The following is a 24,461-nucleotide window of genomic DNA, read 5'->3' as shown; positions in this document are numbered from 1 at the left end:
GAATATGGGTGTAAAATTATTATTAGATAAAGCGCATGTACCTGGGATTCGTTTCTTTGAAACTTATCGCAAAGAAGGCGGATACCGAGCGGTTGAAAAAGCGCTTAAGCAAATGGATCCCGCTGCCATCGTTGAGGAAGTAAAAAAGAGTGGTGTTCGTGGTAGAGGTGGTGCTGGTTTTCCTGCGGGAATGAAGTGGAGTTTTATTGCAAAGCCAGAAGGCGTTCCTCGTCACTTGGTTTGTAATGCTGATGAAAGTGAGCCAGGAACTTTTAAAGACCGTTACTTGATGGAGTTTTTACCTCACTTATTAATTGAGGGATTAATCATTTCTTCTTTTGCCTTAGGAAGCAATGATACCTATATCTATATCCGTGGAGAATATGCATGGATTGTAGATATTTTAGAACAAGCAATTGATGAAGCTAAAGCAGCTGGCTTTTTAGGTAAAAATATTTTAGGTACTGGATTCGACTGTGAAATTTTTGTTCAAAGAGGCGCAGGTGCTTATATCTGTGGAGAAGAAACTGCATTGATTGAATCTTTAGAAGGTAAAAGAGGTAATCCAAGAATTAAACCTCCGTTCCCTGCTATTGAAGGTTTATGGAAAAGACCTACAGTGGTAAACAACGTAGAAACCTTGGCAGCCGTGGTTCCTATCATTAATATGGGTGGAGATGAGTACGCTAAAATTGGGGTAGGTCGTTCTACCGGAACCAAATTAATTTCTGCTTGTGGTAATATTAATAAGCCAGGTGTGTATGAAATTGAAATGACCCTTTCAGTAGAAGAGTTTCTTTATTCAGATGAATATTGTGGTGGAATTGCGAATGGAAAAAGATTGAAAGCATGTATTCCGGGTGGATCATCTGTTCCTATTTTGCCAGCTAATCTTTTACTCAAAACTGCCAAGGGTGAAACCCGTTACATGAACTACGAAAGTTTGAGTGATGGTGGTTTTGCTTCAGGTTCAATGATGGGTTCTGGCGGCTTTATTGTGTTAGATGAAGACCAGTGTATTGTTAAGAACACGTATACTTTGGCCCGTTTTTATAGACACGAGAGTTGTGGTCAGTGTTCACCTTGTAGAGAAGGAACAGGTTGGATGGAAAAGATTTTAAAAAACATTGATACCGGAAAAGGTAAGATGAGTGATATTGATTTGTTATGGGATATTCAACGTAAGATAGAAGGGAATACCATCTGTCCGTTGGGGGATGCTGCTGCATGGCCTGTAGCTGCTGCCATAAGACATTTTAGAGATGAATTTGAATGGCATGTAACTCATCCGGAAGAAGCACAAAAAAGAAATTATGGATTGGCGCATTATGCAGATCCTATTCATGTACCAGCTTAATTAAGTTATGTCTGAACAACCATTATTTAAAGTAACCATCGATAATATCACGGTAGAAGTACCCGCGGGAACTTCCATTTTAAATGCAGCGCGTAAGATTGGCGGAGATGTTGCTCCCCCTGCAATGTGTTATTACAGTAAGCTCGAAGGCAGTGGTGGTAAATGTAGAACCTGTTTAGTAGAGGTAAGCAAAGGCTCAGAAAAAGATCCTAGGCCAATGCCTAAATTGGTTGCAAGTTGTAGAACCACGGTGATGGATGGAATGGAAGTAAAGAATATTACCAGTGATCGTGTGATTGATGCGCGCAATGGGGTGGTAGAATTTTTATTAATTAATCATCCGTTAGATTGTCCTGTTTGTGATCAGGCAGGCGAGTGTCATTTACAAGACTTGAGTTACGAGCATGGTAAAGCGGGTACTCGTTATGAGTTTCAACGTAGGACCTTTAAGAAACACGATTTAGGCGATAAGATTCAATTGCATATGACGCGTTGTATTCTTTGTTATCGTTGTGTATTTACTGCTGACCAATTAACTGGCAAAAGAGAACACGGCGTTTTAGACAGAGGCGATCATGCTGAAATTGCAACTTATATTGAAAAGAATTTAGACAATGAATTCATTGGAAACGTAATTGACGTTTGTCCGGTGGGCGCATTAACCGATAAAACTTTTAGATTTAAAAATCGTGTTTGGTTCTTAAAGCCAGTAGACGCGCATAGAGATTGCCCAACTTGTAGCGGTAAAGTTACCTTGTGGAATAGAGGGGATGAAGTATATAGGGTCACTGCAAGAAAAGATCAGTGGGGCGAAGTAGAAGATTGGATTTGTAATACTTGCCGTTTCGATAAAAAGCAAACCAGTGATTGGGTAATTGAAGGACCAAGATTAATTGACCGCCATTCGGTTATCTCACAAGGCCATTATGCTGGATCAGTAGGTACCCATAAACCAACAGAAACTTTTGAGGCAGTTCATTCCGGAAGACAACCCAAGTTGTTGATGGATATTCATAGTGTTAGTGAAGTTAACCAAACTGATATCACTTTGAGTAAATTAGATAGACCAGCTCATTCAACTGACTTTAACCATAACAAAGACTAATTACCATAAGCATGACACTATTGGCCTTAGATTGGATATTGATGCTAGAAAAACTAATCCTGATTGCGATTATAGTTTTTGCTAGTTTGGGCATAGCCCTATACACCACTTTTTCAGAACGTAAAGTTGCTGCGGTATTACAAGATAGACCAGGACCTAACCGCGCTGGTCCCATGGGTTTATTACAACCATTGGCGGATGGATTAAAGCTCATCATGAAAGAGGAAATTATTCCTAATTCTGCTAGTAAAGGTTTGTTCATTCTAGGACCTGCTATGGCAATGACAGCTGCACTAATGACTTGTGCAGTTATTCCTTGGAGTAGCTCGGTTGAATTATTTGGTCGCAAAATTGACTTGCAAATTGCAGATATTAATATTGGTATTTTATATGTATTTGGTGTAGTAAGTATGGGCGTTTATGGCATCATGATTGGTGGCTGGGCATCCAATAACAAGTTCTCTTTAATGGCTGCACTTCGTGGAGCATCGCAAGCCATTAGCTATGAATTAGCGATGGGTTTATCATTAATTGCGGTGTTAATGATTTCAGGATCACTAAGTTTAAAGACTATTGTAGATCAACAAATGGCTCCAGGTGCTTGGTGGAATATTGTCTATCAACCTTTGGGCTTCATCTTGTTTTTCATTTGTGCAATGGCTGAATGTAATAGAACTCCTTTTGATTTACCTGAAGCAGAGAACGAATTAAACATGGGTTACCATCAGGAATATTCTTCTATGAAATTGGGTTTTTACCTTTTTGCCGAATACGTGAACATGATTATGAGTAGCGCGGTTATGGCCAGTTTATATTTTGGCGGATACGATGTTCCGTTTTTAGACGAGTCAACTTTGGCGCCCAATGTTGCTGCTATTCTAGGAGTATTGTCCTTGTTAACTAAGATTGTAATTTTCTTATTTCTTTTCATGTGGATACGTTGGACAATTCCAAGATTCAGGTACGACCAATTAATGAACCTAGGATGGAAAAGTTTAATACCATTGGCTTTATTGAATATGTTGGCAACAGGTGCTGTCATTTTATGGCAGCAGGGTTAAAATAGAAATTCTACATTTGTGAACCTTTTATACTAAAGAATAAATGCAAGCTTTAACAAACAGAGCAAAACAAGTGAGTAGGGATCCAATGACATTCATGGAGCGCCTTTACTTGCCTAATATTGTAAAGGGCATGGCTATTACTTTTAGCCATATTTTTAAGAAACAACCTACTATTCAATATCCAGAACAAAAACGTGAGTTTAGTCCTGTTTTCAGAGGTTTGCATGTGCTAAATAGAGACGAGGAAGGAAGAGAGAATTGCACTGCCTGTGGATTATGTGCGGTTGCTTGTCCAGCTGAAGCAATTACCATGGAAGCAGCAGAGCGTATGCCGGGTGAAGAGCATTTGTATCGCGAAGAGAAATATGCAGCTAAATATGAAATCAATATGCTTCGCTGTATTTTTTGTGGTTTATGTGAGGAAGCTTGTCCAAAAGATGCTATTTACTTAAGTGAAACTTTTGCACCTGCTAATTTTACTAGAAAAGGCTTTATTTATGGGAAAGAGGATTTATTAATCCCTGATAAAAATAAAGCTCCTGAAGAGTATGCAGCGGCAAGAGGTGCTGCAAGAGGTTAATATTTTTGCCCGTTTTAATACAATCAAACAGATGGATACGATTCAAATTTTATTTTTCTCTTTAAGTGCGCTGGCTTTGTTTAGTGCTATTATGGTACTGGTAAGTAAGAATCCAGTGCATAGTGTACTGTGGCTTATTGCAGTCTTTTTTGCTATTTCTGGTCATTATATCTTACTCAATGCACAATTTTTGGCCATTGTTAATTTGATTGTTTATGCAGGAGCCATCATGGTATTATTCTTATTCGTCATCATGTTAATGAATTTAAATGCTGATACAGAGCCAAGGAAAAACTGGACGATGAAATTGGCAGGAGTAGTATCTGGAGGATGTTTTTTGATGGTTATGGTTTCATTAGTTAGGCAAGCAACTGAGCTTTCAGGAAAAGCTGCCTTGATGAAAACAGGAGAGATTGGCTTAATTAAAAACTTGGGTAAAGCTTTATTTAGTGATTTTGTAGTACCATTCGAAATAAGCAGTGTACTCTTTTTGAGTGCAATGGTAGGTGCGGTGGTAATTGGTAAAAAAGATTAATTTATAATAACACAACTATGCCAATACAGTATTATATCTATTTTTCATTAGCCTTATTTAGCATAGGGATTATTGGTGTACTCACCAGACGAAATGCTATCATTGTTTTTATGTGCGTAGAACTGATGTTAAATGCGGTTAACCTATTGTTGGTGGCATTTTCTAAAATGCATCATGGAAATGCTTTATTAAATAATGCAACCAGTACTGCTGGCGTGGAAGGTCAACTTTTTGTATTTTTTATAATGGTTGTTGCAGCCGCAGAAGTAAGTGTAGGGTTGGCCATCATAGTAATGATGTATCGTAACACCCATTCTGTAGATATTAATTTCTTGAACCGATTGAAAAACTAGCACCCGCAACTTAGTATATGAGTAAAATTGCTTTTTTAGTACCATTGTTTCCCTTGCTGGGTTTCCTGATTAACGGATTGGGTAGGCATCGCTTGTCTAAATCTGCCGTAGGTTTTGTAGGCTCTGGGGTGATATTCTTATCATTCCTTACTTCCTGCTATTTATTTGGATATGTGTATGGAGCTACAGCAAACAGCGGAGGAGCACCTTTCGATTCTGTTGTAACCCTGTTTAATTTTATTCAAACAGAAGCATTCACTATACCTTTTGCTTTTCAGGTAGATCAACTATCTGTATTGTTTTTGTTAATCATTACAGGGATTGGTTTCTTGATTCACTTGTATTCTACTGCTTACATGAAGGATGAAGCACCACATCACTTTGCACGCTACTTTGCTTATTTGAATTTATTTGTGTTTTCGATGTTGCTATTAATTATGGGTAGCAACTACGTCATCATGTTTATTGGTTGGGAAGGAGTAGGATTATGTTCTTATTTATTAATTGGATATTGGTTTAAAAACGGAGTTTATAACTATGCTGCTAAGAAAGCATTTATTATGAATCGTATTGGAGACCTTGGTTTTCTACTAGCCGTTTTCTATTTACTATTCAAGTTAGGTACTGTTAATTATACAGAAGTATTTGCTGGGGTAGCAGAGTTGTCTGGTGCCGACCTAACCATTATTACCACGCTTTTATTTGTTGGTGCAATGGGTAAGAGTGCACAAATTCCATTGTATACTTGGTTACCAGATGCAATGGCGGGTCCAACTCCTGTATCTGCGCTAATTCACGCCGCAACCATGGTAACAGCAGGTATTTATATGATTGCCAGAAGCAATATTTTATATTCATTAGCTCCTGCAACGCAAACCTTAGTTGCTGTGGTTGGATTGGCTACTGCTATTTTTGCTGCAACCATTGCACTCAAACAAAATGATATTAAAAAGGTCTTGGCATACTCTACTGTAAGTCAACTAGGATATATGTTCTTAGGATTGGGTGTTGGCGCTTATACAGGAGCTGTATTCCATGTAATGACACATGCTTTCTTTAAAGCATTATTATTCTTAGGCGCTGGATCTGTTATTCATGCCATGCATCATGAACAAGATATTCGTAAGATGGGTAACCTTAAAAAATATATGCCAATTACCCATATTACTTTCTTGTTGGCTTGCTTAGCAATTGCTGGTATACCTCCTTTCTCTGGTTTCTTTTCTAAAGATGAAATTTTAGTAGCAGCTTACTCAAGTAATCCGTTGTTCTATTATATTGGAGTGGGTGGTGCATTGATGACTGCCTTCTACATGTTTAGATTATATACGCTTACGTTCTTAGGAAATTTCCGGGGAACACATGAGCAAGAACACCATTTGCATGAAAGCCCTTCGGCAATGACCCTTCCTTTAATTGTATTAGCAGTTCTTTCTGTTGTAGGTGGATTTATTGGAATACCTGCTGTTTTTGCAGAGAATCAGCATTGGTTGCAAAATTTCTTAGCACCTATTTTTGCTGAATCAACCAAACTATCAGAAGCGCACCATTTAAGTCATTCACAAGAGTATTTGATGATGGGTGTGGTTACTTTGTTAATTGTTTTAGTGATTGCCTTTGCAGTAAAATCTTATAGGAACTACAACAATGCCAGCGAAACCGAAGAGACTGGATTGGGTAAGGTTTTAATGAATAAGTGGTATGTAGACGAATGCTATAATGCAATTGTAGTAAATCCGTTGAATGCATTGGCAGGCTTACTCAAAAATGTAGTAGAAAAATCGGGTATTGATGGAGCAGTAAATGGAGTAGGCAAACTGGTTGCTTATGGCTCGAGACAAATGCGCTTGATTCAAAGTGGGCAGGTTGCAAGCTATCTCCTTGTAATGGTTTTATCAATGGTAGTGTTTTTCATTATATGGTTTAATGATGCCACTATCATCAAGTTAATAAATAAAATATTTTAATTCGTTCATTAAGTAGCTAGCAATAATGATTACTTTATTACTCATATTAACACCACTTGTAGCTGGACTAATTGCATTTTCATTAAAGCAGGGTGCTTCTGCCAAAACATTTGCTTTACTAGCATCTGTGGCAACACTTGCTATTGCATTAGTTGCGGTATTCACCCCTGGAACAATTGGATACGATGCAGCCTGGTTAAATAGTTTAGGTAGTAGAATCAGTTTAAAAGCAGATGGCATGGGTAAAATGCTGAGCTTATTAACAGCTGTTTCTTTCCCAATTATATTTAGTGCGGTTTACAATAATGAATATAAGAATGCCTCAGCTTTTTATGCGCTAATGCTATTATCTCAAGCTGGATTGATGGGGGTTTTTCTGTCGTCAGATGCATTATTATTTTACTTTTTCTGGGAGTTAGCATTAATTCCAGTTTATTTTCTTTGTTCAATTTGGGGAGGAGAAAAAAGAATTGCAGTTACTTTCAAATTCTTTGTATACACTTTTATAGGATCACTTTTAATGTTGATTGGTTTATTATTCATGTACTTTAACACTGCTGATCAGTCATTTTCATTACAGAGTTTTTACGCAGTTAAATTAACTACTCAACAAGAAACAATAATGTTCTGGTTATTCTTTATCGCATTTGCCATAAAGATGCCCATATTTCCTTTTCATACTTGGCAGCCAGATGCTTATGAACAATCGCCTACAGCTACTACAATGGTAATGAGTGGTATAATGGTAAAGATGGGTGTATTTGCGGTAATCAGATGGTTATTACCAATGTTCCCAAATGCTGCAGCTCAATCTGCCAATTTAGTAATTGTACTTTCTATTATCGGAATGCTTTATGCTTCATTGATAGCGATACGCCAAGATGATATTAAGCGAATGATTGCTTATTCATCAATCGCGCATATTGGCTTAATGAGTGCTGCCATGTTTACGAATAATCAAACTGCAATGGATGGAGTGATGATTCAAATGTTTAGCCATGGGGTGAATGTAATAGGGCTTTGGATTATTGCAGATTTAATTGAAAAACAATTAGGTACTAGAAGTATGAGTCAGCTAGGCGGTTTGGCACAGAAAGCACCAGTAATGGCTATTTTATTAGTTATCATGGCATTAGCAAATGTTGCATTACCACTTACTAATGCTTTTATTGGAGAGTTTTTAATGTTTAATGGCTTATTTCAATATAATATGATTATGGCTGCTATTGCAGGTATCAGTATTATTTTGGCTGCAGTATATACATTGAATATGGTACAGAAAGTTATTTATGGTGAATTGAACGCAACTACAGAAAAAGCAACTGAAATGCCATTCAATGTGCAGTTTGCTTTAGTAATTATTGTTGTGCTTATTCTTGTATTTGGCTTATATCCGCAACCATTGTTAAACCTGACAGGAGACAGTGTTTCTGCATTATTTGTAAAAAAGTAAAAGACCGATTTAGTAGTTATGAACGCAATTATATTTTCAGCAATTTTTGGTGTGGTAATGATGTTTACAGGCATTTTTACCAATAAAAAACCGGTCATTACTTTAACTGCAATTATTGCATTGTTCGTTTTATTGACAGTCAACTTGATGAATAGTTATGGGTTTTTCTCTATTCAAATAGATACTAAGGAGTTACTACACTTCAATAAAATGGGTCTATTTTTTAATAGTTTGATTATAGGAGCAACGTTGATTTTTGTGTTATTAAGTGGGTCAGAGATTGAGAAGTTAGGAAATAAAACAGCTGACTACTATGCATTAATTTTCTTTGTGCTTTGCGGAACTGCAATACTTACCTCCTATAATGGTATGCTCATGTTGTTCTTGGGGATTGAAATTTTATCTATTCCATTATATATTTTAACAGGCTCAGATAAACATAATTTGAAGAGTAATGAAGCATCTCTTAAGTATTTCTTGATGGGTTCATTTACAACAGGCATAATGTTAATGGGTATTGCTTTGTTGTATGGAGCTACAGGAACTTTTGGGATGGCAAGCGTTGGAACAGGAGCTTTACCTCCATCTTCTGGCATTCAAGGTCCTGCATTTTTACAAGTTGCAGGCTTACTTTTATTATTTGCAGCGATGTGTTTCAAAGTATCTGCTGCTCCATTTCATTTCTGGACTCCTGATGTGTATGATGGTGCCCCAAGTGTTTTCACTTCTTTTATGGCAACCATTGTTAAAGCAGCTGGCTTTTTTGCCTTTATTAAACTATTTTCTGCTAACACCAATTTGTTAGGGCCTACCTGGAATATTCTACTCTCTTTTGTAATTGTAGCTACTTTATTAGCTGGAAATATTACTGCGGTATTTCAGCGTAGTATTAAGCGAATGTTGGCTTATTCTAGTATTGCGCAAGCAGGTTTTATGCTATTTGCTTTGTATAGTAATAACGATTTAGGAACAGAGGGAATCTTATTATACACGGTTGCCTATTGTTTGGCTACCATTGGTTTTTTTGCCATTTTGATGAAAGTGAAAGATTACACTTTTGATGGATTTAATGGGTTAGCATCCACTCAACCTGTTTTAGCATTTGTAGCAACTGTTTGCCTTCTTTCTCTAGCAGGAATACCGTTGACAGCTGGGTTCTTTGCAAAATATTTTATGTTGGCTTCAGTAGTTAAAGCTGGCGGTCCATTATGGATTGTGATTGTTGCTGTATTATTTGCCGCTGTAAGTGCATATTACTATTTCAAAGTAATACAAGCCATGTACTTTAAAGAAGGTCAACCAGAAACTAGTGAAATCACTAGTGGTTTCAAGTTTGGGTTAATTTTGGTGGCCGCGGGCATTATATTGGTTGGCGTTCTTCCTTCAATAGTGCTCAATTGGTTCTATTTTTAACCACTCTTCATAATTAGACTAGTTGGTAGAAAGGGTTTAGTGAATACGCTGTACCTTTATTTTATGACAGCTTTCGACTCATTCACTTTGGCATGGCGCACGGTTAAAAGCAATAAGCTTCGTGCGGGTATTACTATTGCGATTATTGCTTTTGGAATTATGGCTTTAATTGGTATTATTACTGCTATTGAAGCTATGAACCAAAGTTTAAAAGAAAGTTTCTCCTCTATGGGAGCCAATTCTTTTAGTATTCGTTATAAAGATTCTCGTGCCAGAATGGGCCCTAATAACGATGAGGTTAAGAAAACCAAACGTGGGCTAAAAGAAAAAAAATCAAATTTAAATAAGCCGCTTAGATTAGAAGAAGTAGAACGTTTTAAAGCTAATTATAATTTTCCCGGTTCCTTGGTAAGTGTTTATAGGAGAGGTCCGGGGGGGCAGGAGTTGCGTTTCGAAGACCGTAAAACCAATCCTCAAATTTTAGTTTGGGGTGGCGACGAAAATTATTTATTAGTAAATGGATACACTATACAGCAGGGAAGAAATCTGAATAGTCTAGATGTTCAAAGTGGAAGAAATGTTTGCTTAATTGGAAGTAATGTAGCTACACGCTTATTTGGTGAAAGACCTGAAAGATCATTAGATAAAATTATTAAAGTGGGAAGTACGCCTTACAGGGTAGTAGGCCTATTAAAAAGCAAGGGCTCTAGTGCTATGCTACGTCAAGACGACGTAATTGTAACTTCTTATACAAATGTGCGCAGATATGCCAATATTGGTCCAACTTATTTAATCGGAATCAATGTTACAGATATCAATGTAATTCCAGTTGCTACAGATGAAGCAACTTCTGTTTTCAGAGCTATTCGTAAATTGCAACCTACTGAAGACAATAATTTTGTAATTGAAAAAAGCGACAAGTTTGCTGAGATGTTTATTGGCTTCTTGAGCAGTATCACAGGAGCCGCAAGTGCTATTGGTTTAATTACTTTAATTGGTGCTGCAATCGGGTTGATGAATATTATGTTAGTTGCTGTAAATGAAAGAACAAAAGAAGTTGGTCTTATTAAAGCAATTGGTGGTAAGAGTAAATACGTGCGTCAGCAGTTCTTATTCGAAAGTATGATCATTAGTTTGTTAGGTGCCATTTTTGGAATTATTTTAGGTATCCTAGTAGGAAATATATTTGGTGTCATTTTAGATACCGGCTTTGTAGTTCCTTGGACATGGGTATTCATTGGAATTGTAATTTGCTCTGTAGTAGGCTTAGCAGCGGGAATTTATCCAGCCATGAAGGCAGCTAAATTAAATCCAATTGTGGCACTTCGATACGAGTAATTAGTTTTTGTTACTTTTTCTATCGGCTTTTAATTTATCGTTGATATAATATTTTACATCTTCTTCTTTAGGATGCTTTCTTAACCAATCGTAAGTAGGTCTATGACGTTGTACAAAACCTTGTAAGGCTTCATTTTTTAAGCCACTGTATTTTTTTACAATTGCTGCAGAAAAACGATAATTGATGTAAGCTTCTTTTTCACTATTGTTAAATAGTTGAACTGCCTTCCTTTTGCTCTTCTCTCTATTTGTTAATCTGTTTAAACTAATTCCAAATCCTGCACCTGAGTTGGACAATTCAACAGCTTTTACAGGAGGACTTATCATTGCCTCTTTAAATTCATTGTCTCTTTCTAAGCTATCTAATGTGTATTGACTAATTCCGGAGTTTTGGACCGTAACATTGTTTAGATTACGGCTGATAGGTACTAGGTAGAGTTCTATGGTATCTGAGGCAGCAATCACCCCACTGTAAATAAAAGTATAATAACGATAACCAACTGCTGAAATAGATAGAATATCATCTTTACTTATTTCAACTTTAAATAACCCATTATTATTGGTAATAACGGTTTGTTTTTTATTGGTGTTGGTAACACTTGCTAATTCAATTGGCTCATTACTGATACTATCTTTCAAGTATCCCCATACGGTTTGTTGTGCATTTAAATTAGATGCAACAAAAGATATGACCATTAATAGTAGAATCTTTTTCATGTAGTAAAGATACAATTTACTTGAAGCCTTTATTATATTGCTATGGTATAAAATAAAAAACCCACAGGTATTTAAACCTGTGGGTTGTAATTAGCAAAATTTATTTGCTAATGAAACATTGTTGGTTATTTAGGATCCAACGCTTCTTTGATTCTTTCAGCTAAATCTGCTAAGTGAATTTTACTCATTTTGTCGGCAGTAGATGCTGCTGCAGTATTTAGTTGACCACGAAGACCTACTAATTGTGCACGTACAATTGCAGTAACGTCAGATTTCTTAGCGTCAATTGGTGCTGGTCCACCACCAAATGATATGGTGATTCCTCCAGTAGGAGTTGGATTGATGATTGAAGCCAAACGATCAACATACGCTCTCTGTAGCATTCTCTTGTAAGTATCAATTGCCTTTTTGCTGCTTAATTCATTAAAGATGGTACCCTGAACATCATTCAATAATTCCATTGCAGTATATGCTTTATCAGCACCGAATCTTTCAGCGCTTAATTGTAGACGACCTAAACGATCAGTACTTACAACACCATTTAATGTTCTTTCTTGTAAGATCATGATAGGGTCAGCACTAATAGGGTTGTTAAATTTATTCCACATTGCACGATCTACTAACCAAGTAGGCGTTTCAAACACATTTTTATTGATAAAGCCAACTGCTTCTTTTTGACGAGTTTTAGGAACAATTTCATAAACAGCTTCGTTTTGCTCTACTGTTTTAAAAGTTTCATAAACACCACCAATATTAGTGCTCACATGACCAATATATCTGTTAAACTGACCTAATGTTGCTAGGTACATATTTGCTAAATTCTCATATTGATCTCCTTCTTCTTTGGTCCACTCTGGTAATCCTTTGATTACTCGCTTCAAATTCATTACACCATATTCACTGGCTTTAACAGAATTGTCACCTAAGTCTTCACTTTGACTTCTAGGGTCTACTCTATTGCCACTTTCATAAGTACCAAACCAATGACGAGGATTTTCCTTTAATGCAGCAGTAACCATTTTATTACTGTTCATTTTGGTTTCCTCTTCTGTTTTACCTGGAATATAGCCATATCCCCACTTTAAAGCCCATTTATCATAATCGCCAATTCTTGGATACAAGCCTTTTCTGCTGATATTATCTTCTGGTTGTGCTACATAGTTGAAACGAGCATAATCCATGATAGAAGCAGTATGTCCATTTGCTTCAACCCACTGCTTGTCTCTTAATTTTTCAACAGGAGTTTGGCTACTGCTTCCCATATTATGGCGAAGTCCTAAAGTATGACCTACTTCATGAGAAGACACAAAGCGAATTAAATCACCCATTAATTGATCATCATATTTCATGCTTCTTGCACCAGGATCATTAGGTCCCGCTTGTAACATATACCAATCGTGTACTAACTTCATTACGTTATGGTACCAACCAATATGGCTTTCCAAAATTTCACCACTTCTTGGATCGTGCACATTTGGCCCGTATGCATTGGCAATATCAGAAGCAAAATAACGAACTACAGAAAAACGAGCATCTTCCATACTCATAGTAGTATCATTCTCAGGCCATTCTTTACCCATGATAGCGTTCTTAAAACCAGCTTTTTCAAAAGCAGCCTGCCAATCGTTAATACCAGCAATTAAATGAGAGCGCCATTGCTTTGGTGTTGCTGGATCGATATAATAGATAATAGGTTTCTTAGGTTCAACTAATTCTCCTCTTCTCCATTTTTCCCATTCTCCATCTTTTGGTTCTAATCTCCAACGAACCGCAAAACTAACTTCTTCTACTTTTTGTTGAGAGTCGCTGTAGCGAACAAAATCATCAGTAAAGAATCCTACTCTTTTATCAGCAATTCTACGTTGCATAGGTACTTTTGGTAAAAGCAATAAAGAAGTATTGATTTCCATAGTTACGGCACCAGCATCTCTAGCTGCTGCAATACCTGGAGATGGCGGTAATCCTGGAATACTTGGAGCAGCACTAGAAATTGATTGAAATGTTTTTACCGTTACTATTTCTGTGTTTATTGGGTAAGTGCTTATTTTTCCAATATAAGAACGGTCTTGAGCCAATGCTGTTAATCTGTATCTTGTTTTGATATTAGGATTAACGCTCACCGCTTGGTTATCACCTCTGAAAAATTCAGTCACATCAATTACTACACCAGATGAATCCTTACCAAAAGCTGCAATAGGGAAAGCAGATGCAATTGCATTCAAATTAGAATTGGTAACTGCCTTATAAATATCTTGGTTTTCTTCTGCTTGATTAACTAAAGTAACCGTTCTTAAAAAGACATTATTATTCGGTCCTTTTTCGAATGTGATAGTTTGTTGGTTGGCAATTTCCCCACCATAACCTGCACCAGCCGGTACTTTTGCAAAACGAACTACTGATAGTATTTCTCTGCCAAAAATTGAATCTGCAATTTCAAAGTAGTATTTGTCTTCTACTTTGTGAACAGTAAATAAGCCCACTTTGGAAACCGCTTTTGCAGTAATCACTTCCTTATATGGTTTAGGTCCCTGTCTTTGAGTATTCATCATATTCGATAAATTACCCATGTTAGGAACTTGTGTTGGAGCACCCGTACCTGGCGTTTGCGGCGGGGTTGGTGGACGCTGCTGAGCAAACACAGTTAGTGCAAGCATCAGTGCTGTGCTGGAGAATAATAATTTTTTCATTGTTGCAATTAGAATTTTTAAAAAAATGCCTATAAAGATAGGCTTGAATAGTATTTAACAATCAAATGCCTAAATGGATTGGATGAATGGTGAACTTTTATTAAAAATCGGTAAAATATCACCAAAGATTATTGCGTTCAAATTTGTTGCTTTAAATAAAATACCTAATTTGTAAGCCCTTTAGGATGCCATTTGAATTTGTTTTAAAGAATTTGATAATTCAGAATAATTTTCATTAGCATTGTGAAGTAATTTTTTAAACCATTTGTTATTTTTTTTAAAAAATCAAAAACCATTTGAGTCATGGCTGAAACAAAACCAACCGCTGCAGTGAAAAGTGCAACTTCTACCCAACCAAAGAAGAGCAGCAACATTATTTCTTGGATTGCTCCATTTGCTGGAGTTGTATTAGGGTACATCCTTTGGAGATTTGTACTTGGAACAAATAGTAATTTCACCAATCCAGATTTAGCTGGTGGTTTCTGGCCTAACCACAAAGGACCTTTAACTGGGTTAGCTAAAATGTATGAAGGTGGTATTGTTGTACCTATCTTGATTGGTAACTTCATCATTGTATTAATTTTCGTAATTGAGCGTTTATTAACAGTTATGAAAGCTGCAGGTACTGCAAACAATGCTGAATTCGTTCGTAGTGTTCAGTTCCACCTTGCTAACAAAGAAGTAGACAAAGCTTTGGCTGCTTGCGATAAGCAAAAAGGTTCTGTAGGAAATGTAATGAAAGCAGGTCTTAAGAAGTACAAAGAAATGATCACCAATACAGAGTTGGAAACAGAACAAAAAGTATTGAACATTCAAAAAGAAATTGAAGAAGCAACAGCACTTGAGTTACCAATGTTAGAGAAGAACTTAGTATTCTTATCTACCATCGCTTCTGTGGCAACCTTATTAGGATTGTTCGGTACCGTATTAGGTATGATTAAATCATTCTCTGCATTAGGTGAAGAAGGTGGTGGAGATGCTGCTCGTGAATTATCAAAAGGTATTTCTGAGGCATTGTTCAACACTGCATTAGGTATTGGTACTTCAGCTGTAGCGATTATTTTCTATAACGTGTTTACTACTCGTATTGATGGTATCACTTACGGAATTGATGAGTCTGGCTTCACTTTAACTCAAAGCTTTGCTGCTAACTACAAATAATTTAGAAATTATTTGTGGAATCAGTGAAGATTTGAATCTAATAATAAGTGAAACAGTAAAAAACTAAACAATGGGTAGAGCCAAATTACCTCGAAAGAGTACAAACATCGATATGACCGCAATGTGCGATGTGGCCTTTCTCTTGTTGTCGTTCTTTATCTTAACGACCAAGTTTAAGCCTGCTGAAGCGATTGCAGTTACAACTCCTAAATCAGTTGCTGCAAAAGTGGCGCCCCAGAAGGATTATGTAATGGTAATTTTAGATGCAAACGGAAAAGTTTTTCTTGAAATGGACGATGAGTCTAAGAAAGAGGCAATTGCTAATGCACTTAATACTACTAGAAATCTGGGTTTAAATACTGCTTCTTTTAAAAAGTCGCTATTTTTTGGAGCTCCTTTCGGTAGCCTTGCTTCATTCCTTGCCTTACCTGAAGATCAGCGTAAGGGCGATAAGTTGCCTGGTATTCCTGTAACAGATACAGCCAACAATGAATTGGTTACTTGGATGAGATTAACCAAAGAAGCCTATATGGGTGAAAAAGAGCCAGCGTTCCTTTTAAAAGGAGACAATATGGCTAAATATCCTGCTTTTAAAGCAATCGTTGATGCTTTCAAAAAGAATGATATTTTAAAGTTCCAAATGGTAACTAGCCCAGAAGCTGCGCCTGTTGGAACAGATCTTTGGAAGATCAATCAGAAAGGGGAAAAAGTAGAAGAGTAAAGAAAAATATTTTATAACGAAAACTAAATTCTACCGACATGGCAGAAATGGATACCTCGGGCGGCGGTGGCCACAAAAAAGGACCCGGCGTCAAGAAAGGGAAAAAACTATCAACCAGGGTTGACTTAACACCAATGGTGGACTTAGGTTTCTTGTTGATTACCTTTTTCATATTCACTACAACCATGAGTCAACCAACGGCTATGAGGTTAATCTTGCCAAAAGATGCCGACAAGCCTGAAGACCAAAATAAAGCAAAAGAGTCTGGTGTAATTACCCTTCTATTGGGCAATAACAACAATGTCTTTTATTATGAAGGTCAATTGGCAACAGATGGATCTAATTTTAAATCATCCAACTTCAAGGAAATCAGAACTGTTTTGATTGACAAGAAGAGAAATACTCCTGAAAAGGATTTAGTGGTGATTATTAAACCTTCTGTTGAATGTACTTATAAGAATGTAGTGGATATATTAGATGAAATGGCTATTAATATACTTAAGAAGTATGCATTAGTTGATATTTCTGAAGGCGAAGCCGCTTTGGTTAAAATATCTGATGCAAGCGGAAGTGCAGGAGCTGGCGCATCTAATTAGGATCAACAAGCAACTAACAAATAACATTTTTTACAATGGACGTAAATAAAATTCAATCAGCAGATATTCTCGACATCATCTTTGATGGCAGAAATAAAGAGTATGGTGCTTATGAGTTGCGCAAAACCTACAACAAGCGTATGACTAAGGCTTTAGTAGGAACCGTACTCATTCTTTTACTAGCAGTGCTGGGTAACATACTTGCAAATACTGTCGGCAAAGAGAGCAAAGAGTTAATTGTACAAGACGTGTCGCTGGAAAACGTGCAACAGGAAGAAAAAAAGCCTGAGCCACCACCTCCTCCTCCGCCACCAAAACAAGAACCTCCAAAAGTTGAGATCACTAAGTTCACTCCTCCTAAAATTGTTAAGGACGAAGAAGTGAAAGAAGAAGATGAGATCAAAGAGGTAGAAAAATTGGAAGATACCAAGATTGGTACTATTAATCAGGAAGGTGCAAAAGACGAAGGTATAGTTGCTCCTCCTGTTGAAAGTGGTACTGGTGTGGTAGAAGCTCCTAAAAAAGAAGAAGACTACGACAAAATATTTACTGTGGTACAAATTCCAGCGGAATTCCCTGGAGGCTTACCAGCTTGGGCTAAATATTTAGAGCGTAACTTAAATAGAGATTTACCTGTTGAGAATGGTGCACCTCCAGGAAAATACACAGTTGTAGTTTCTTTTATTGTAGCAAAAGATGGTGCAATCAGCGATGTAGTTGCTGAGAATGATCCAGGTTATGGTACAAAAGCTGAAGCAGTTCGTGTAATTACCAGAGGTCCAAAATGGAAGCCTGCGGTACAAAACGGTAGAAACGTAATCTATCGCCATAAGCAGAGTATTACTTTCATGGTATCTGAAGAATAAGTCAACTCTACCATTTTATATAGCCCTGAGTCTTATAGATTCAGGGCTTTTTTGTACCCTATTTTTAGCTGCGATTTCGTATTTTATGCTGGTAATTAAAAACAGTAACTTTGTTGCATGAATATGCAATTCAAGGGTTGGGACGATACAATTGTTGCATTGGCAACTGCACCAGGAATAGGTGCTATTGCAGTGATTAGAATAAGTGGTCCAGCCACATTTGAAGTAATCAACCAACTATTTCCTAAGAAAGACTTGTTGACACAAGCTTCACATACTATTCATGTTGGTTTCTTAAAAGATGGAGATACAGTTTTAGACGAAGTAGTATTGTCTTTATACAGAGGTCCTAAATCGTATACAGGCGAAGATGTAATAGAAATAAGTTGTCATGGCTCACCCTATATACAAGAACAAATTTTACAAGCTATTACTAAGCGTAGCGTAAGAATGGCCAAGCCAGGTGAGTTTACACAGCGTGCATTCTTAAAGGGCAAAATGGATTTAGCACAAGCAGAAGCAGTTGCTGATTTGATTGCGAGCAACACCGAAGCCAGCAAAAAAGCAGCATTGCACACTATGCGTGGAGGTTTTTCTTCAGACTTAACACAGTTGCGTGAAGCCCTCATAAGTTTTTCAGCGTTAATAGAATTAGAGTTAGACTTTTCTCAGGAAGATGTAGAGTTTGCAGACAGAACACAGTTTAAAAATTTAATAAGCGATTTAAAAGAAGCTACTGCAACTTTGATAGGTTCTTTTAAATTAGGTAATGTTATCAAAAATGGCGTTCAGGTTGCCATCATTGGTAAACCCAATGCGGGTAAATCTACATTGCTCAATACCCTTTTAAATGAGAATAGGGCTATTGTAAGTGATATTGCAGGTACCACTCGTGATACAATTGAAGAAGTCATTAATATTGATGGTGTATTGTTTAGGTTGATTGATACCGCCGGCATACGCGAACACACTGATGATGCAATTGAACAGATTGGGGTTAGTAAGAGCAAAGAAAAAATGCGGGCTGCGCAAGTGGTGGTGTATTTATATGATCTCTTAAATATTCATGTTGAAGAATTACAGCTAATTGTAAATGAATTTGAGCAAGAACAAATCAATTATATACTGGTAGGGAATAAGGCCGATTTAGCTAGTGATGAAATAGTAAAAAAGTTTTCTTCATTTAAGAATAGCTTATTTATTTCAGCAAAGAACAATGACCAAATTGATGCACTCAAAAAAGCATTAGTTGCCAATACTATTCAAGGAAATATTCATACTGAATCTACTATTGTTACAAACGCAAGGCATTATGAAGCATTGGTGGGCTTAATGCAATCTTTGGATGAAGTAGAGCAAGGATTATACAACCAAGTGCCTGGCGATTTGTTGGCATTAGATATTCGTCAGTGTTTACATTATTTAGGAACCATCACGGGCAGCATCACACACGAAGATCAGTTGGATTATATTTTTAGTAAGTTTTGTATCGGAAAGTGACGAGGAGCGGGTAAACAACCTAAGTTATCCTGACTTTAGTTGGGTTATAAATAATCTAATATGTACGAATTATTCATTCAGCATTTTAACAGTAAAGTTCCCCTTACTGTAGAAGAAGAGTCCTTGGTAAGAACTTATCTAACTACTAAAAGACTACGTAAAAAGCAATACTTTTTACAAGCTGGAGATATTTGTAAATCATTTGCTTTCATTGAAAAAGGAGCAATGAAATCTTACACGGTTGATGATGCAGGGGTGGAGCATATTATCCAATTTGGAATAGAGGGTTGGATAATTGCAGACCTTTTTAGTTTTTTAACCAATGAATCTGCTAGTTATAATATTGATGCAGTAGAAGATGTTGAATTGACACTGATGAGTAAATCTGCACATGATGAGTTACTTAAAAAACTACCTAAATATGAAACCTATACAAGGTTGAATTTTGAAGGGGCTTATATAGCCATGCAAAGAAGATTAACATCTATAATCAGCTCTTCTCTCGAAGAGCGATATGAAAAATTCCGTTTGCAATATCCTGAAATGATGCAACGTTTCCCTCAACATATGATTGCATCTTATATGGGGCTCACACCTGAAACATTAAGCAGAGTAAGAAGACGCATATCAAGTAAGTAAAGCCAGCTTTCTATCTATTAAAATTGATTTAAATCAATTCATTTAATTGCTTTAAAGCAATGGTGAGCGGTGATAGGCTGATTTAACTTTGCATAAATAATTAGCATGGAAGCGATCAATAAAAGCCAACTGAATTGTGATATTGATACGGGTGTTTGTGAAGTTCCTCAAACAACACCCCTTTCTAATAATAGCATTATTCAAAAGCCTGTTAAATTATTGTATTTCACTGATCCGATTTGTTCATCTTGTTGGGGGATAGAGCCACAACTCAGAAAATTGAAACAGGAGTATGGTCAATACTTTGATATGGATTATAGAATGGGGGGCTTATTAAAAAGCTGGGATGAATATGGTGGATCTGATGTGAATGGTCCGATAAGTGTTGCAAAACATTGGGATGATGCTGGCAAATATTATCAAATGCCAATTGATGGAGATATTTGGTTAACAGATCCTTTACCCTCTTCTTATCTGCCATCTATGGCATTTAAAGCTGCGCAATTACAAGGGAATGAAAAAGCGCATCAATTTCTTCGTCGAATGAAAGAAATGGTTTTTACAGAAAAAATAAATATTGCTCGAAAAGAAAATTTACTGTCGGCAGCAAAAGATATTGACCTTGATCTTCAACGGTTTGAATCTGATTTACAACAACCTGCAAAGCAGTTATTTGAAGAAGACCTTGCTTTAGCCAGAGCCAAAGACGTGCGAGGGTTTCCTACTATTTTTTTCATTGATAATAACAATAATCAATTTAAAGTATATGGAAGTAAACCATACGAAGTATATGAATCTGCCTTGCTGAAATTGATTGAAGGGCCAGTTGTAAAAAATGCCACTAATGTATTAACAGATATATTGAAACATTATCCAACGGTTACATTACGTGAATTCGAAGTGTTTTTCAACTTGAGTACCGAAGAAGCCCTCTTAGCTTTAAATAAGATGGTGGCGGAGAATCAATTAATGAAGTCTGAAACCAAAGCTGGACCTATATGGAAAGAAGTAAATTTATTCAATCATTCTTAATAACCACCGCTGGTATGACAACATTATCTGCATTCAAAAACTTTACAGATACATTAAAAGAACAAGAGCAGTTAATGCCAGTTCTCTTTATTGGTCATGGTTCTCCTATGAATGGAATTGAAGACACTATTTTTAGTCGTAACTGGGCGCAGATGGCCAAAGAGATTCCAACCCCCAAAGCTGTGATTGTTGTTTCAGCGCATTGGTTGAGCAAGGGCACTAAAATTACTGCAATGGATTTTCCTAAAACCATTCATGATTTTGGGGGATTTCCACAGGCTTTATTTGATGTACAATATCCAGCGCCAGGTAATCCATTATTAGCCAAAGAGACAAGTTCTTTAATACATACTACTCAAGTTGAACTAGATCATGATTGGGGCTTAGATCATGGCACTTGGACGGTAGTAAGACATATGTATCCTAATGCCAACATTCCTATTTTACAATTGAGTATTGATTATACCAAGAGTCCTCAATGGCATTTTGATTTAGCAAAGGAAATTTATTCACTTAGAAAGAAGGGAGTATTAATTATTGGAAGCGGCAATATGGTACATAATTTAAGAATGGTAGCTTGGGATAAATTGAATGAGCCTGAATACGGTTATGATTGGGCACTTCAAATGAATGACCAATTCAAAAATTTGATAAGTTCAGGTGATTATAAGCCATTAATAAATTTTGAGTCTTTAGGAGCAGCTGCAAAATTAGCCATTCCAACACCAGAACATTATTTGCCCTTGCTTTATACATTAGGATTAAAAACTTCAAATGATGCTATTTCATTCTTTAATGACAAGGCAGTAGGGGGCTCACTTACTATGACTTCTGTAAAGATTGGATAGTCTCAAGTTTGAGGGACAATTCATTCATTGTGGAATCATTAGAAATTTGGCCTCTTAACATAGCATAAATTAGTGATGCCGATTCGCTAAAATTTATGCATATGAAATTTTCTAAATTGTTGGTGTCGACTTTTTTGGTGGTCTCTACTTTAGTTGCATGTAAAAAAAGTACTGAACAAACAGTAACGCCAACACCCACTCCAACTCCACCAACTCCTCCGGTAACAGTACCACAAGGGAATTATTCTGGCCAATTTTTAACTCTTTCAACAGTTGAAAATATCGCTTCTCCTTGGACAGAACTAAAAGCAGATACTGTTTATACTGCATACAATCTTTCGTCTGCAAAAGTTAAAGCAATTCCTGCAGGATTAGAAGATAAGATTATCTCTTTTTATTTGCCCAAAGATTATATGGTGGTATTTGCAGAAAATTTAGATGGAACAGGTGAAGCAGCTACATTCGTAGCAAAAGACAGTGCAATCAAAGCCAATTTGCCTAATCGATTAAGAAACAATATTTCCTATATACGATACATTAAAATTAATAATGCAGAAAAGAAAGGAACTGGCTCAACGAATGCTGTTGCAGTTCAAAATTTTGCAGCTCAATGGTATTATGGTTGGAGCATAGACAAAGCTTCATTTGTGAACCAACAATTTGTTCCAATGACCTGGGGTAAAGGAACTTGTACAGATCCACAAGCTAAATATTTAATAGAGCGAAATGATGTTGACCACTTACTTTCATTTAATGAACCAGATAATACCGATCAATCCAATGTTCCAGTTGACACTGCAATTGCTCGTTACAAAATAATGATGAAAACAGGCCTTAGATTAGGCTCGCCTGTAACTACACAAGACCAAGCATTTGGACCAGGAAAATGGCTGACTAATTTTATGGCAAAAGCGGTAACTCAAAAACTGCGAATTGATTATATAGCCGTTCATTGGTACGATTGGGGAAATCAAAATAATAATGCAGCTACCGATTCATTAACAGCAGAGCGAGTTTTTACTCGATTCACTAACTATATGAATAATGTAAGATTAGCTTATCCCAATACACCTATTTGGTTAACAGAATACAATGCTAATATCAATAGAACGTCTGAAACAGTTCATAAGTATTTCATGAAACTCTCTACAGAGTGGATGAATAATCAGTCCTTTATAGAGCGATATGCTTATTTTTTTCCGAGTCCTCTACCTGCAGTTAATCTCGACAATAGTTTAACTAATATAGCATTGTATTGGAAGAGTTTACCTACAACAAAATCGCTTTCAGGAAATATTATTGGGGATGCAGTTTTAGTAAAATAGAAATTTAATGAAAAAATATTTAATTAGTAGTATACTACTACTGAGTACTAGTTTAGTTTTTGCACAAAAGCAGGAGTCGAGTGGATTCACTCCAGGAAAATTATGGTTAGATAATAAGGGCGTTCATATTAATGCTCATGGAGGTGGAATATTGTTTCATAATAAAACATATTACTGGTTTGGTGAACACAAAGTAGAAGGTGAGGAAGGGAATAAGGCAATGGTAGGTGTTCATGTATATTCTTCAAAAAATCTAACCCAATGGAAAGATGAAGGGATTGCTTTATCAGTTGTTGAAGACACAACCAGTTTATTAGTGAAAGGTTGCATTATAGAAAGACCCAAAGTGATATATAATAAGAAGACCAAAACATTTGTCATGTGGTTTCACCACGAACTAAAAGGACAGGGATATAAAGCTGCATTAACTGGATTAGCAATTAGTAAAAAAATAACTGGGCCCTATCAATATATTAAGAGTATAAATCCTAATGCAGGAAATTGGCCAATGAATTTTCCCGACTCATTCAAAAAAGCCGATCCTAAGTTAAATGTTGAAGGAATGAAATGGAAATCTCCTGAAGGACAAAAATTGCTGGCAGAAGGATATTTTGTTCGAAGAGATTATTCAAAAGGACAAATGGCTCGTGATATGACATTGTTTGTTGATGACGATGGCAAAGCGTATCATATTCATTCATCTGAAAATAATCAAACACTTCATTTTGCTGAATTAACGGATGACTACCAGAATTTTACTGGCAAGTATACGCGCGTATTAGAAGGAAAGGCCAATGAAGCGCCAGCCATTTTTAAAAAAGATGGGAAATATTATATGATTAGTTCTGGAACAACTGGATGGGATCCCAATCCTGCTAGATTATCGGTTGCAGATCATATACAAGGACCATGGAAAGAATTGGGTGATCCTAGTAGAGGAACTGAAGCACAAAATAAAACGACTTTTTGGTCTCAAAGCACTTATATCATTCCTGTGATGGGTAAGAAAAATGCATTCATTTATATGGGCGATCGGTGGACACCCAAAAATGCAATTGATGGAAGATATATATGGTTGCCTATTTTATTTGAAGACGGTAAGCCCATTTTAAGATGGTTTGATCAATGGGACTTAAGTATTTTTCTTTAAGTGTGGTAATGCAAAAAATACATACTTTACAATATTGAAGGCTCTCCCAAAAAC

The 24,461-nt window shown here is 36.5% G+C and carries 22 protein-coding genes; 20 read left to right on the top strand and 2 right to left on the bottom strand.

From position 1 onward, the window contains the following. Nucleotides 1-4 precede the first annotated feature (4 nt). The 10 genes from nuoF (at nt 5) to ACTIEI_RS00875 (ending at nt 11,165) form a co-directional block, all read left to right on the top strand. Entirely contained in the window at nt 5-1,357 is a 1,353-nt protein-coding gene (nuoF, locus tag ACTIEI_RS00920; protein ID WP_439504394.1) for an NADH-quinone oxidoreductase subunit NuoF, read from the top strand. A gap of 7 nt (nt 1,358-1,364) precedes the next feature. Continuing rightward, complete coding sequence (locus tag ACTIEI_RS00915; RefSeq protein ID WP_439504393.1) at nt 1,365-2,462, top strand: 2Fe-2S iron-sulfur cluster-binding protein; 1,098 nt, start codon at nt 1,365-1,367, stop codon at nt 2,460-2,462. 11 nt (nt 2,463-2,473) lie between these two features. Beyond that, nucleotides 2,474-3,523: an NADH-quinone oxidoreductase subunit NuoH gene (nuoH, locus tag ACTIEI_RS00910; RefSeq protein WP_439504392.1), complete on the top strand. Its 1,050-nt coding sequence runs from the start codon at nt 2,474-2,476 to the stop codon at nt 3,521-3,523. Nucleotides 3,524-3,566: 43 nt separating this feature from the next. After that, nucleotides 3,567-4,106, top strand: coding sequence for an NADH-quinone oxidoreductase subunit NuoI (gene nuoI, locus ACTIEI_RS00905; protein ID WP_439504391.1), 540 nt, complete (start codon nt 3,567-3,569; stop codon nt 4,104-4,106). Between the two features lie 31 nt (nt 4,107-4,137). Further along, nucleotides 4,138-4,641 (top strand): NADH-quinone oxidoreductase subunit J family protein, encoded by a 504-nt coding sequence (locus ACTIEI_RS00900; protein WP_439504390.1) that lies wholly within the window; start codon nt 4,138-4,140, stop codon nt 4,639-4,641. 17 nt (nt 4,642-4,658) lie between these two features. Beyond that, nucleotides 4,659-4,994, top strand: a complete 336-nt coding sequence (nuoK, locus tag ACTIEI_RS00895; protein ID WP_439504389.1) for an NADH-quinone oxidoreductase subunit NuoK — start codon at nt 4,659-4,661, stop codon at nt 4,992-4,994. A gap of 17 nt (nt 4,995-5,011) precedes the next feature. Beyond that, nucleotides 5,012-6,961, top strand: coding sequence for an NADH-quinone oxidoreductase subunit L (nuoL, locus tag ACTIEI_RS00890; RefSeq protein ID WP_439504388.1), 1,950 nt, complete (start codon nt 5,012-5,014; stop codon nt 6,959-6,961). Between the two features lie 25 nt (nt 6,962-6,986). Further along, nucleotides 6,987-8,414: a complex I subunit 4 family protein gene (locus ACTIEI_RS00885; protein WP_439504387.1), complete on the top strand. Its 1,428-nt coding sequence runs from the start codon at nt 6,987-6,989 to the stop codon at nt 8,412-8,414. A gap of 18 nt (nt 8,415-8,432) precedes the next feature. Then, entirely contained in the window at nt 8,433-9,827 is a 1,395-nt protein-coding gene (locus tag ACTIEI_RS00880) for an NADH-quinone oxidoreductase subunit N (protein ID WP_439504386.1), read from the top strand. A 63-nt stretch (nt 9,828-9,890) separates the two neighbouring features. Then, nucleotides 9,891-11,165: an ABC transporter permease gene (locus tag ACTIEI_RS00875; RefSeq protein WP_439504385.1), complete on the top strand. Its 1,275-nt coding sequence runs from the start codon at nt 9,891-9,893 to the stop codon at nt 11,163-11,165. On the opposite strand, the gene ACTIEI_RS00870 is transcribed toward ACTIEI_RS00875, so the two are convergent. Beyond that, nucleotides 11,166-11,882, bottom strand: a complete 717-nt coding sequence (locus ACTIEI_RS00870) for a hypothetical protein (RefSeq protein ID WP_439504384.1) — start codon at nt 11,880-11,882, stop codon at nt 11,166-11,168. It abuts the gene before it with no gap. A gap of 125 nt (nt 11,883-12,007) precedes the next feature. Next, nucleotides 12,008-14,569, bottom strand: a complete 2,562-nt coding sequence (locus tag ACTIEI_RS00865) for a zinc-dependent metalloprotease (RefSeq protein ID WP_439504383.1) — start codon at nt 14,567-14,569, stop codon at nt 12,008-12,010. 303 nt (nt 14,570-14,872) lie between these two features. On the opposite strand from ACTIEI_RS00865, the gene ACTIEI_RS00860 reads away from it, so the two are divergent. The 10 genes from ACTIEI_RS00860 to ACTIEI_RS00815 all read left to right on the top strand — a co-directional run bounded on the left by ACTIEI_RS00860 (nt 14,873) and on the right by ACTIEI_RS00815 (nt 24,407). Next, nucleotides 14,873-15,730, top strand: a complete 858-nt coding sequence (locus ACTIEI_RS00860) for a MotA/TolQ/ExbB proton channel family protein (RefSeq protein WP_295188822.1) — start codon at nt 14,873-14,875, stop codon at nt 15,728-15,730. A gap of 70 nt (nt 15,731-15,800) precedes the next feature. After that, nucleotides 15,801-16,451: an ExbD/TolR family protein gene (locus ACTIEI_RS00855; RefSeq protein WP_439504382.1), complete on the top strand. Its 651-nt coding sequence runs from the start codon at nt 15,801-15,803 to the stop codon at nt 16,449-16,451. Between the two features lie 38 nt (nt 16,452-16,489). Then, entirely contained in the window at nt 16,490-17,047 is a 558-nt protein-coding gene (locus tag ACTIEI_RS00850) for an ExbD/TolR family protein (RefSeq protein ID WP_439504381.1), read from the top strand. Between the two features lie 35 nt (nt 17,048-17,082). Continuing rightward, a complete protein-coding gene (locus tag ACTIEI_RS00845; RefSeq protein WP_439504380.1) occupies nt 17,083-17,913 on the top strand; it encodes an energy transducer TonB in 831 nt (276 codons plus the stop codon). A gap of 117 nt (nt 17,914-18,030) precedes the next feature. After that, a complete protein-coding gene (mnmE, locus tag ACTIEI_RS00840; RefSeq protein ID WP_439504379.1) occupies nt 18,031-19,413 on the top strand; it encodes a tRNA uridine-5-carboxymethylaminomethyl(34) synthesis GTPase MnmE in 1,383 nt (460 codons plus the stop codon). 60 nt (nt 19,414-19,473) lie between these two features. Then, nucleotides 19,474-20,052 carry a Crp/Fnr family transcriptional regulator gene (locus ACTIEI_RS00835; RefSeq protein ID WP_439504378.1) on the top strand — a complete coding sequence of 193 codons (579 nt, stop codon included), beginning with the start codon at nt 19,474-19,476 and terminating at the stop codon, nt 20,050-20,052. Nucleotides 20,053-20,157: 105 nt separating this feature from the next. After that, nucleotides 20,158-21,084, top strand: a complete 927-nt coding sequence (locus ACTIEI_RS00830) for a ClpXP adapter SpxH family protein (RefSeq protein ID WP_439504377.1) — start codon at nt 20,158-20,160, stop codon at nt 21,082-21,084. Beyond that, nucleotides 21,051-21,932, top strand: coding sequence for a 4,5-DOPA dioxygenase extradiol (gene ygiD, locus ACTIEI_RS00825; RefSeq protein WP_439504376.1), 882 nt, complete (start codon nt 21,051-21,053; stop codon nt 21,930-21,932). Before ACTIEI_RS00830 ends, ygiD begins: the two co-directional genes overlap by 34 nt. A gap of 101 nt (nt 21,933-22,033) precedes the next feature. Beyond that, nucleotides 22,034-23,257: a glycosyl hydrolase gene (locus ACTIEI_RS00820; RefSeq protein WP_439504375.1), complete on the top strand. Its 1,224-nt coding sequence runs from the start codon at nt 22,034-22,036 to the stop codon at nt 23,255-23,257. A 7-nt stretch (nt 23,258-23,264) separates the two neighbouring features. After that, nucleotides 23,265-24,407 carry a glycoside hydrolase family 43 protein gene (locus ACTIEI_RS00815; protein WP_439504374.1) on the top strand — a complete coding sequence of 381 codons (1,143 nt, stop codon included), beginning with the start codon at nt 23,265-23,267 and terminating at the stop codon, nt 24,405-24,407. The last annotated feature ends 54 nt before the right edge of the window (nt 24,408-24,461 follow it).

Origin of the sequence: Sediminibacterium sp. (assembly GCF_051860225.1) — a bacterium.
Taxonomy (GTDB): Bacteria; Bacteroidota; Bacteroidia; order Chitinophagales; family Chitinophagaceae; genus Sediminibacterium.
The sequence above is the reverse complement of the archived record's forward strand: the minus strand, read 5'-3'. Positions and strand labels throughout refer to the sequence as shown.

Coding starts and splice junctions, on each gene's coding strand:
- nuoF (WP_439504394.1), top strand. CDS start 5: ATGGGTGTAAAATTATTATTAGATAAAGCGCATGTACCTGGGATTCGT.
- ACTIEI_RS00915 (WP_439504393.1), top strand. CDS start 1,365: ATGTCTGAACAACCATTATTTAAAGTAACCATCGATAATATCACGGTA.
- nuoH (WP_439504392.1), top strand. CDS start 2,474: ATGACACTATTGGCCTTAGATTGGATATTGATGCTAGAAAAACTAATC.
- nuoI (WP_439504391.1), top strand. CDS start 3,567: ATGCAAGCTTTAACAAACAGAGCAAAACAAGTGAGTAGGGATCCAATG.
- ACTIEI_RS00900 (WP_439504390.1), top strand. CDS start 4,138: ATGGATACGATTCAAATTTTATTTTTCTCTTTAAGTGCGCTGGCTTTG.
- nuoK (WP_439504389.1), top strand. CDS start 4,659: ATGCCAATACAGTATTATATCTATTTTTCATTAGCCTTATTTAGCATA.
- nuoL (WP_439504388.1), top strand. CDS start 5,012: ATGAGTAAAATTGCTTTTTTAGTACCATTGTTTCCCTTGCTGGGTTTC.
- ACTIEI_RS00885 (WP_439504387.1), top strand. CDS start 6,987: ATGATTACTTTATTACTCATATTAACACCACTTGTAGCTGGACTAATT.
- ACTIEI_RS00880 (WP_439504386.1), top strand. CDS start 8,433: ATGAACGCAATTATATTTTCAGCAATTTTTGGTGTGGTAATGATGTTT.
- ACTIEI_RS00875 (WP_439504385.1), top strand. CDS start 9,891: ATGACAGCTTTCGACTCATTCACTTTGGCATGGCGCACGGTTAAAAGC.
- ACTIEI_RS00870 (WP_439504384.1), bottom strand. CDS start 11,882: ATGAAAAAGATTCTACTATTAATGGTCATATCTTTTGTTGCATCTAAT.
- ACTIEI_RS00865 (WP_439504383.1), bottom strand. CDS start 14,569: ATGAAAAAATTATTATTCTCCAGCACAGCACTGATGCTTGCACTAACT.
- ACTIEI_RS00860 (WP_295188822.1), top strand. CDS start 14,873: ATGGCTGAAACAAAACCAACCGCTGCAGTGAAAAGTGCAACTTCTACC.
- ACTIEI_RS00855 (WP_439504382.1), top strand. CDS start 15,801: ATGGGTAGAGCCAAATTACCTCGAAAGAGTACAAACATCGATATGACC.
- ACTIEI_RS00850 (WP_439504381.1), top strand. CDS start 16,490: ATGGCAGAAATGGATACCTCGGGCGGCGGTGGCCACAAAAAAGGACCC.
- ACTIEI_RS00845 (WP_439504380.1), top strand. CDS start 17,083: ATGGACGTAAATAAAATTCAATCAGCAGATATTCTCGACATCATCTTT.
- mnmE (WP_439504379.1), top strand. CDS start 18,031: ATGAATATGCAATTCAAGGGTTGGGACGATACAATTGTTGCATTGGCA.
- ACTIEI_RS00835 (WP_439504378.1), top strand. CDS start 19,474: ATGTACGAATTATTCATTCAGCATTTTAACAGTAAAGTTCCCCTTACT.
- ACTIEI_RS00830 (WP_439504377.1), top strand. CDS start 20,158: ATGGAAGCGATCAATAAAAGCCAACTGAATTGTGATATTGATACGGGT.
- ygiD (WP_439504376.1), top strand. CDS start 21,051: ATGGAAAGAAGTAAATTTATTCAATCATTCTTAATAACCACCGCTGGT.
- ACTIEI_RS00820 (WP_439504375.1), top strand. CDS start 22,034: ATGAAATTTTCTAAATTGTTGGTGTCGACTTTTTTGGTGGTCTCTACT.
- ACTIEI_RS00815 (WP_439504374.1), top strand. CDS start 23,265: ATGAAAAAATATTTAATTAGTAGTATACTACTACTGAGTACTAGTTTA.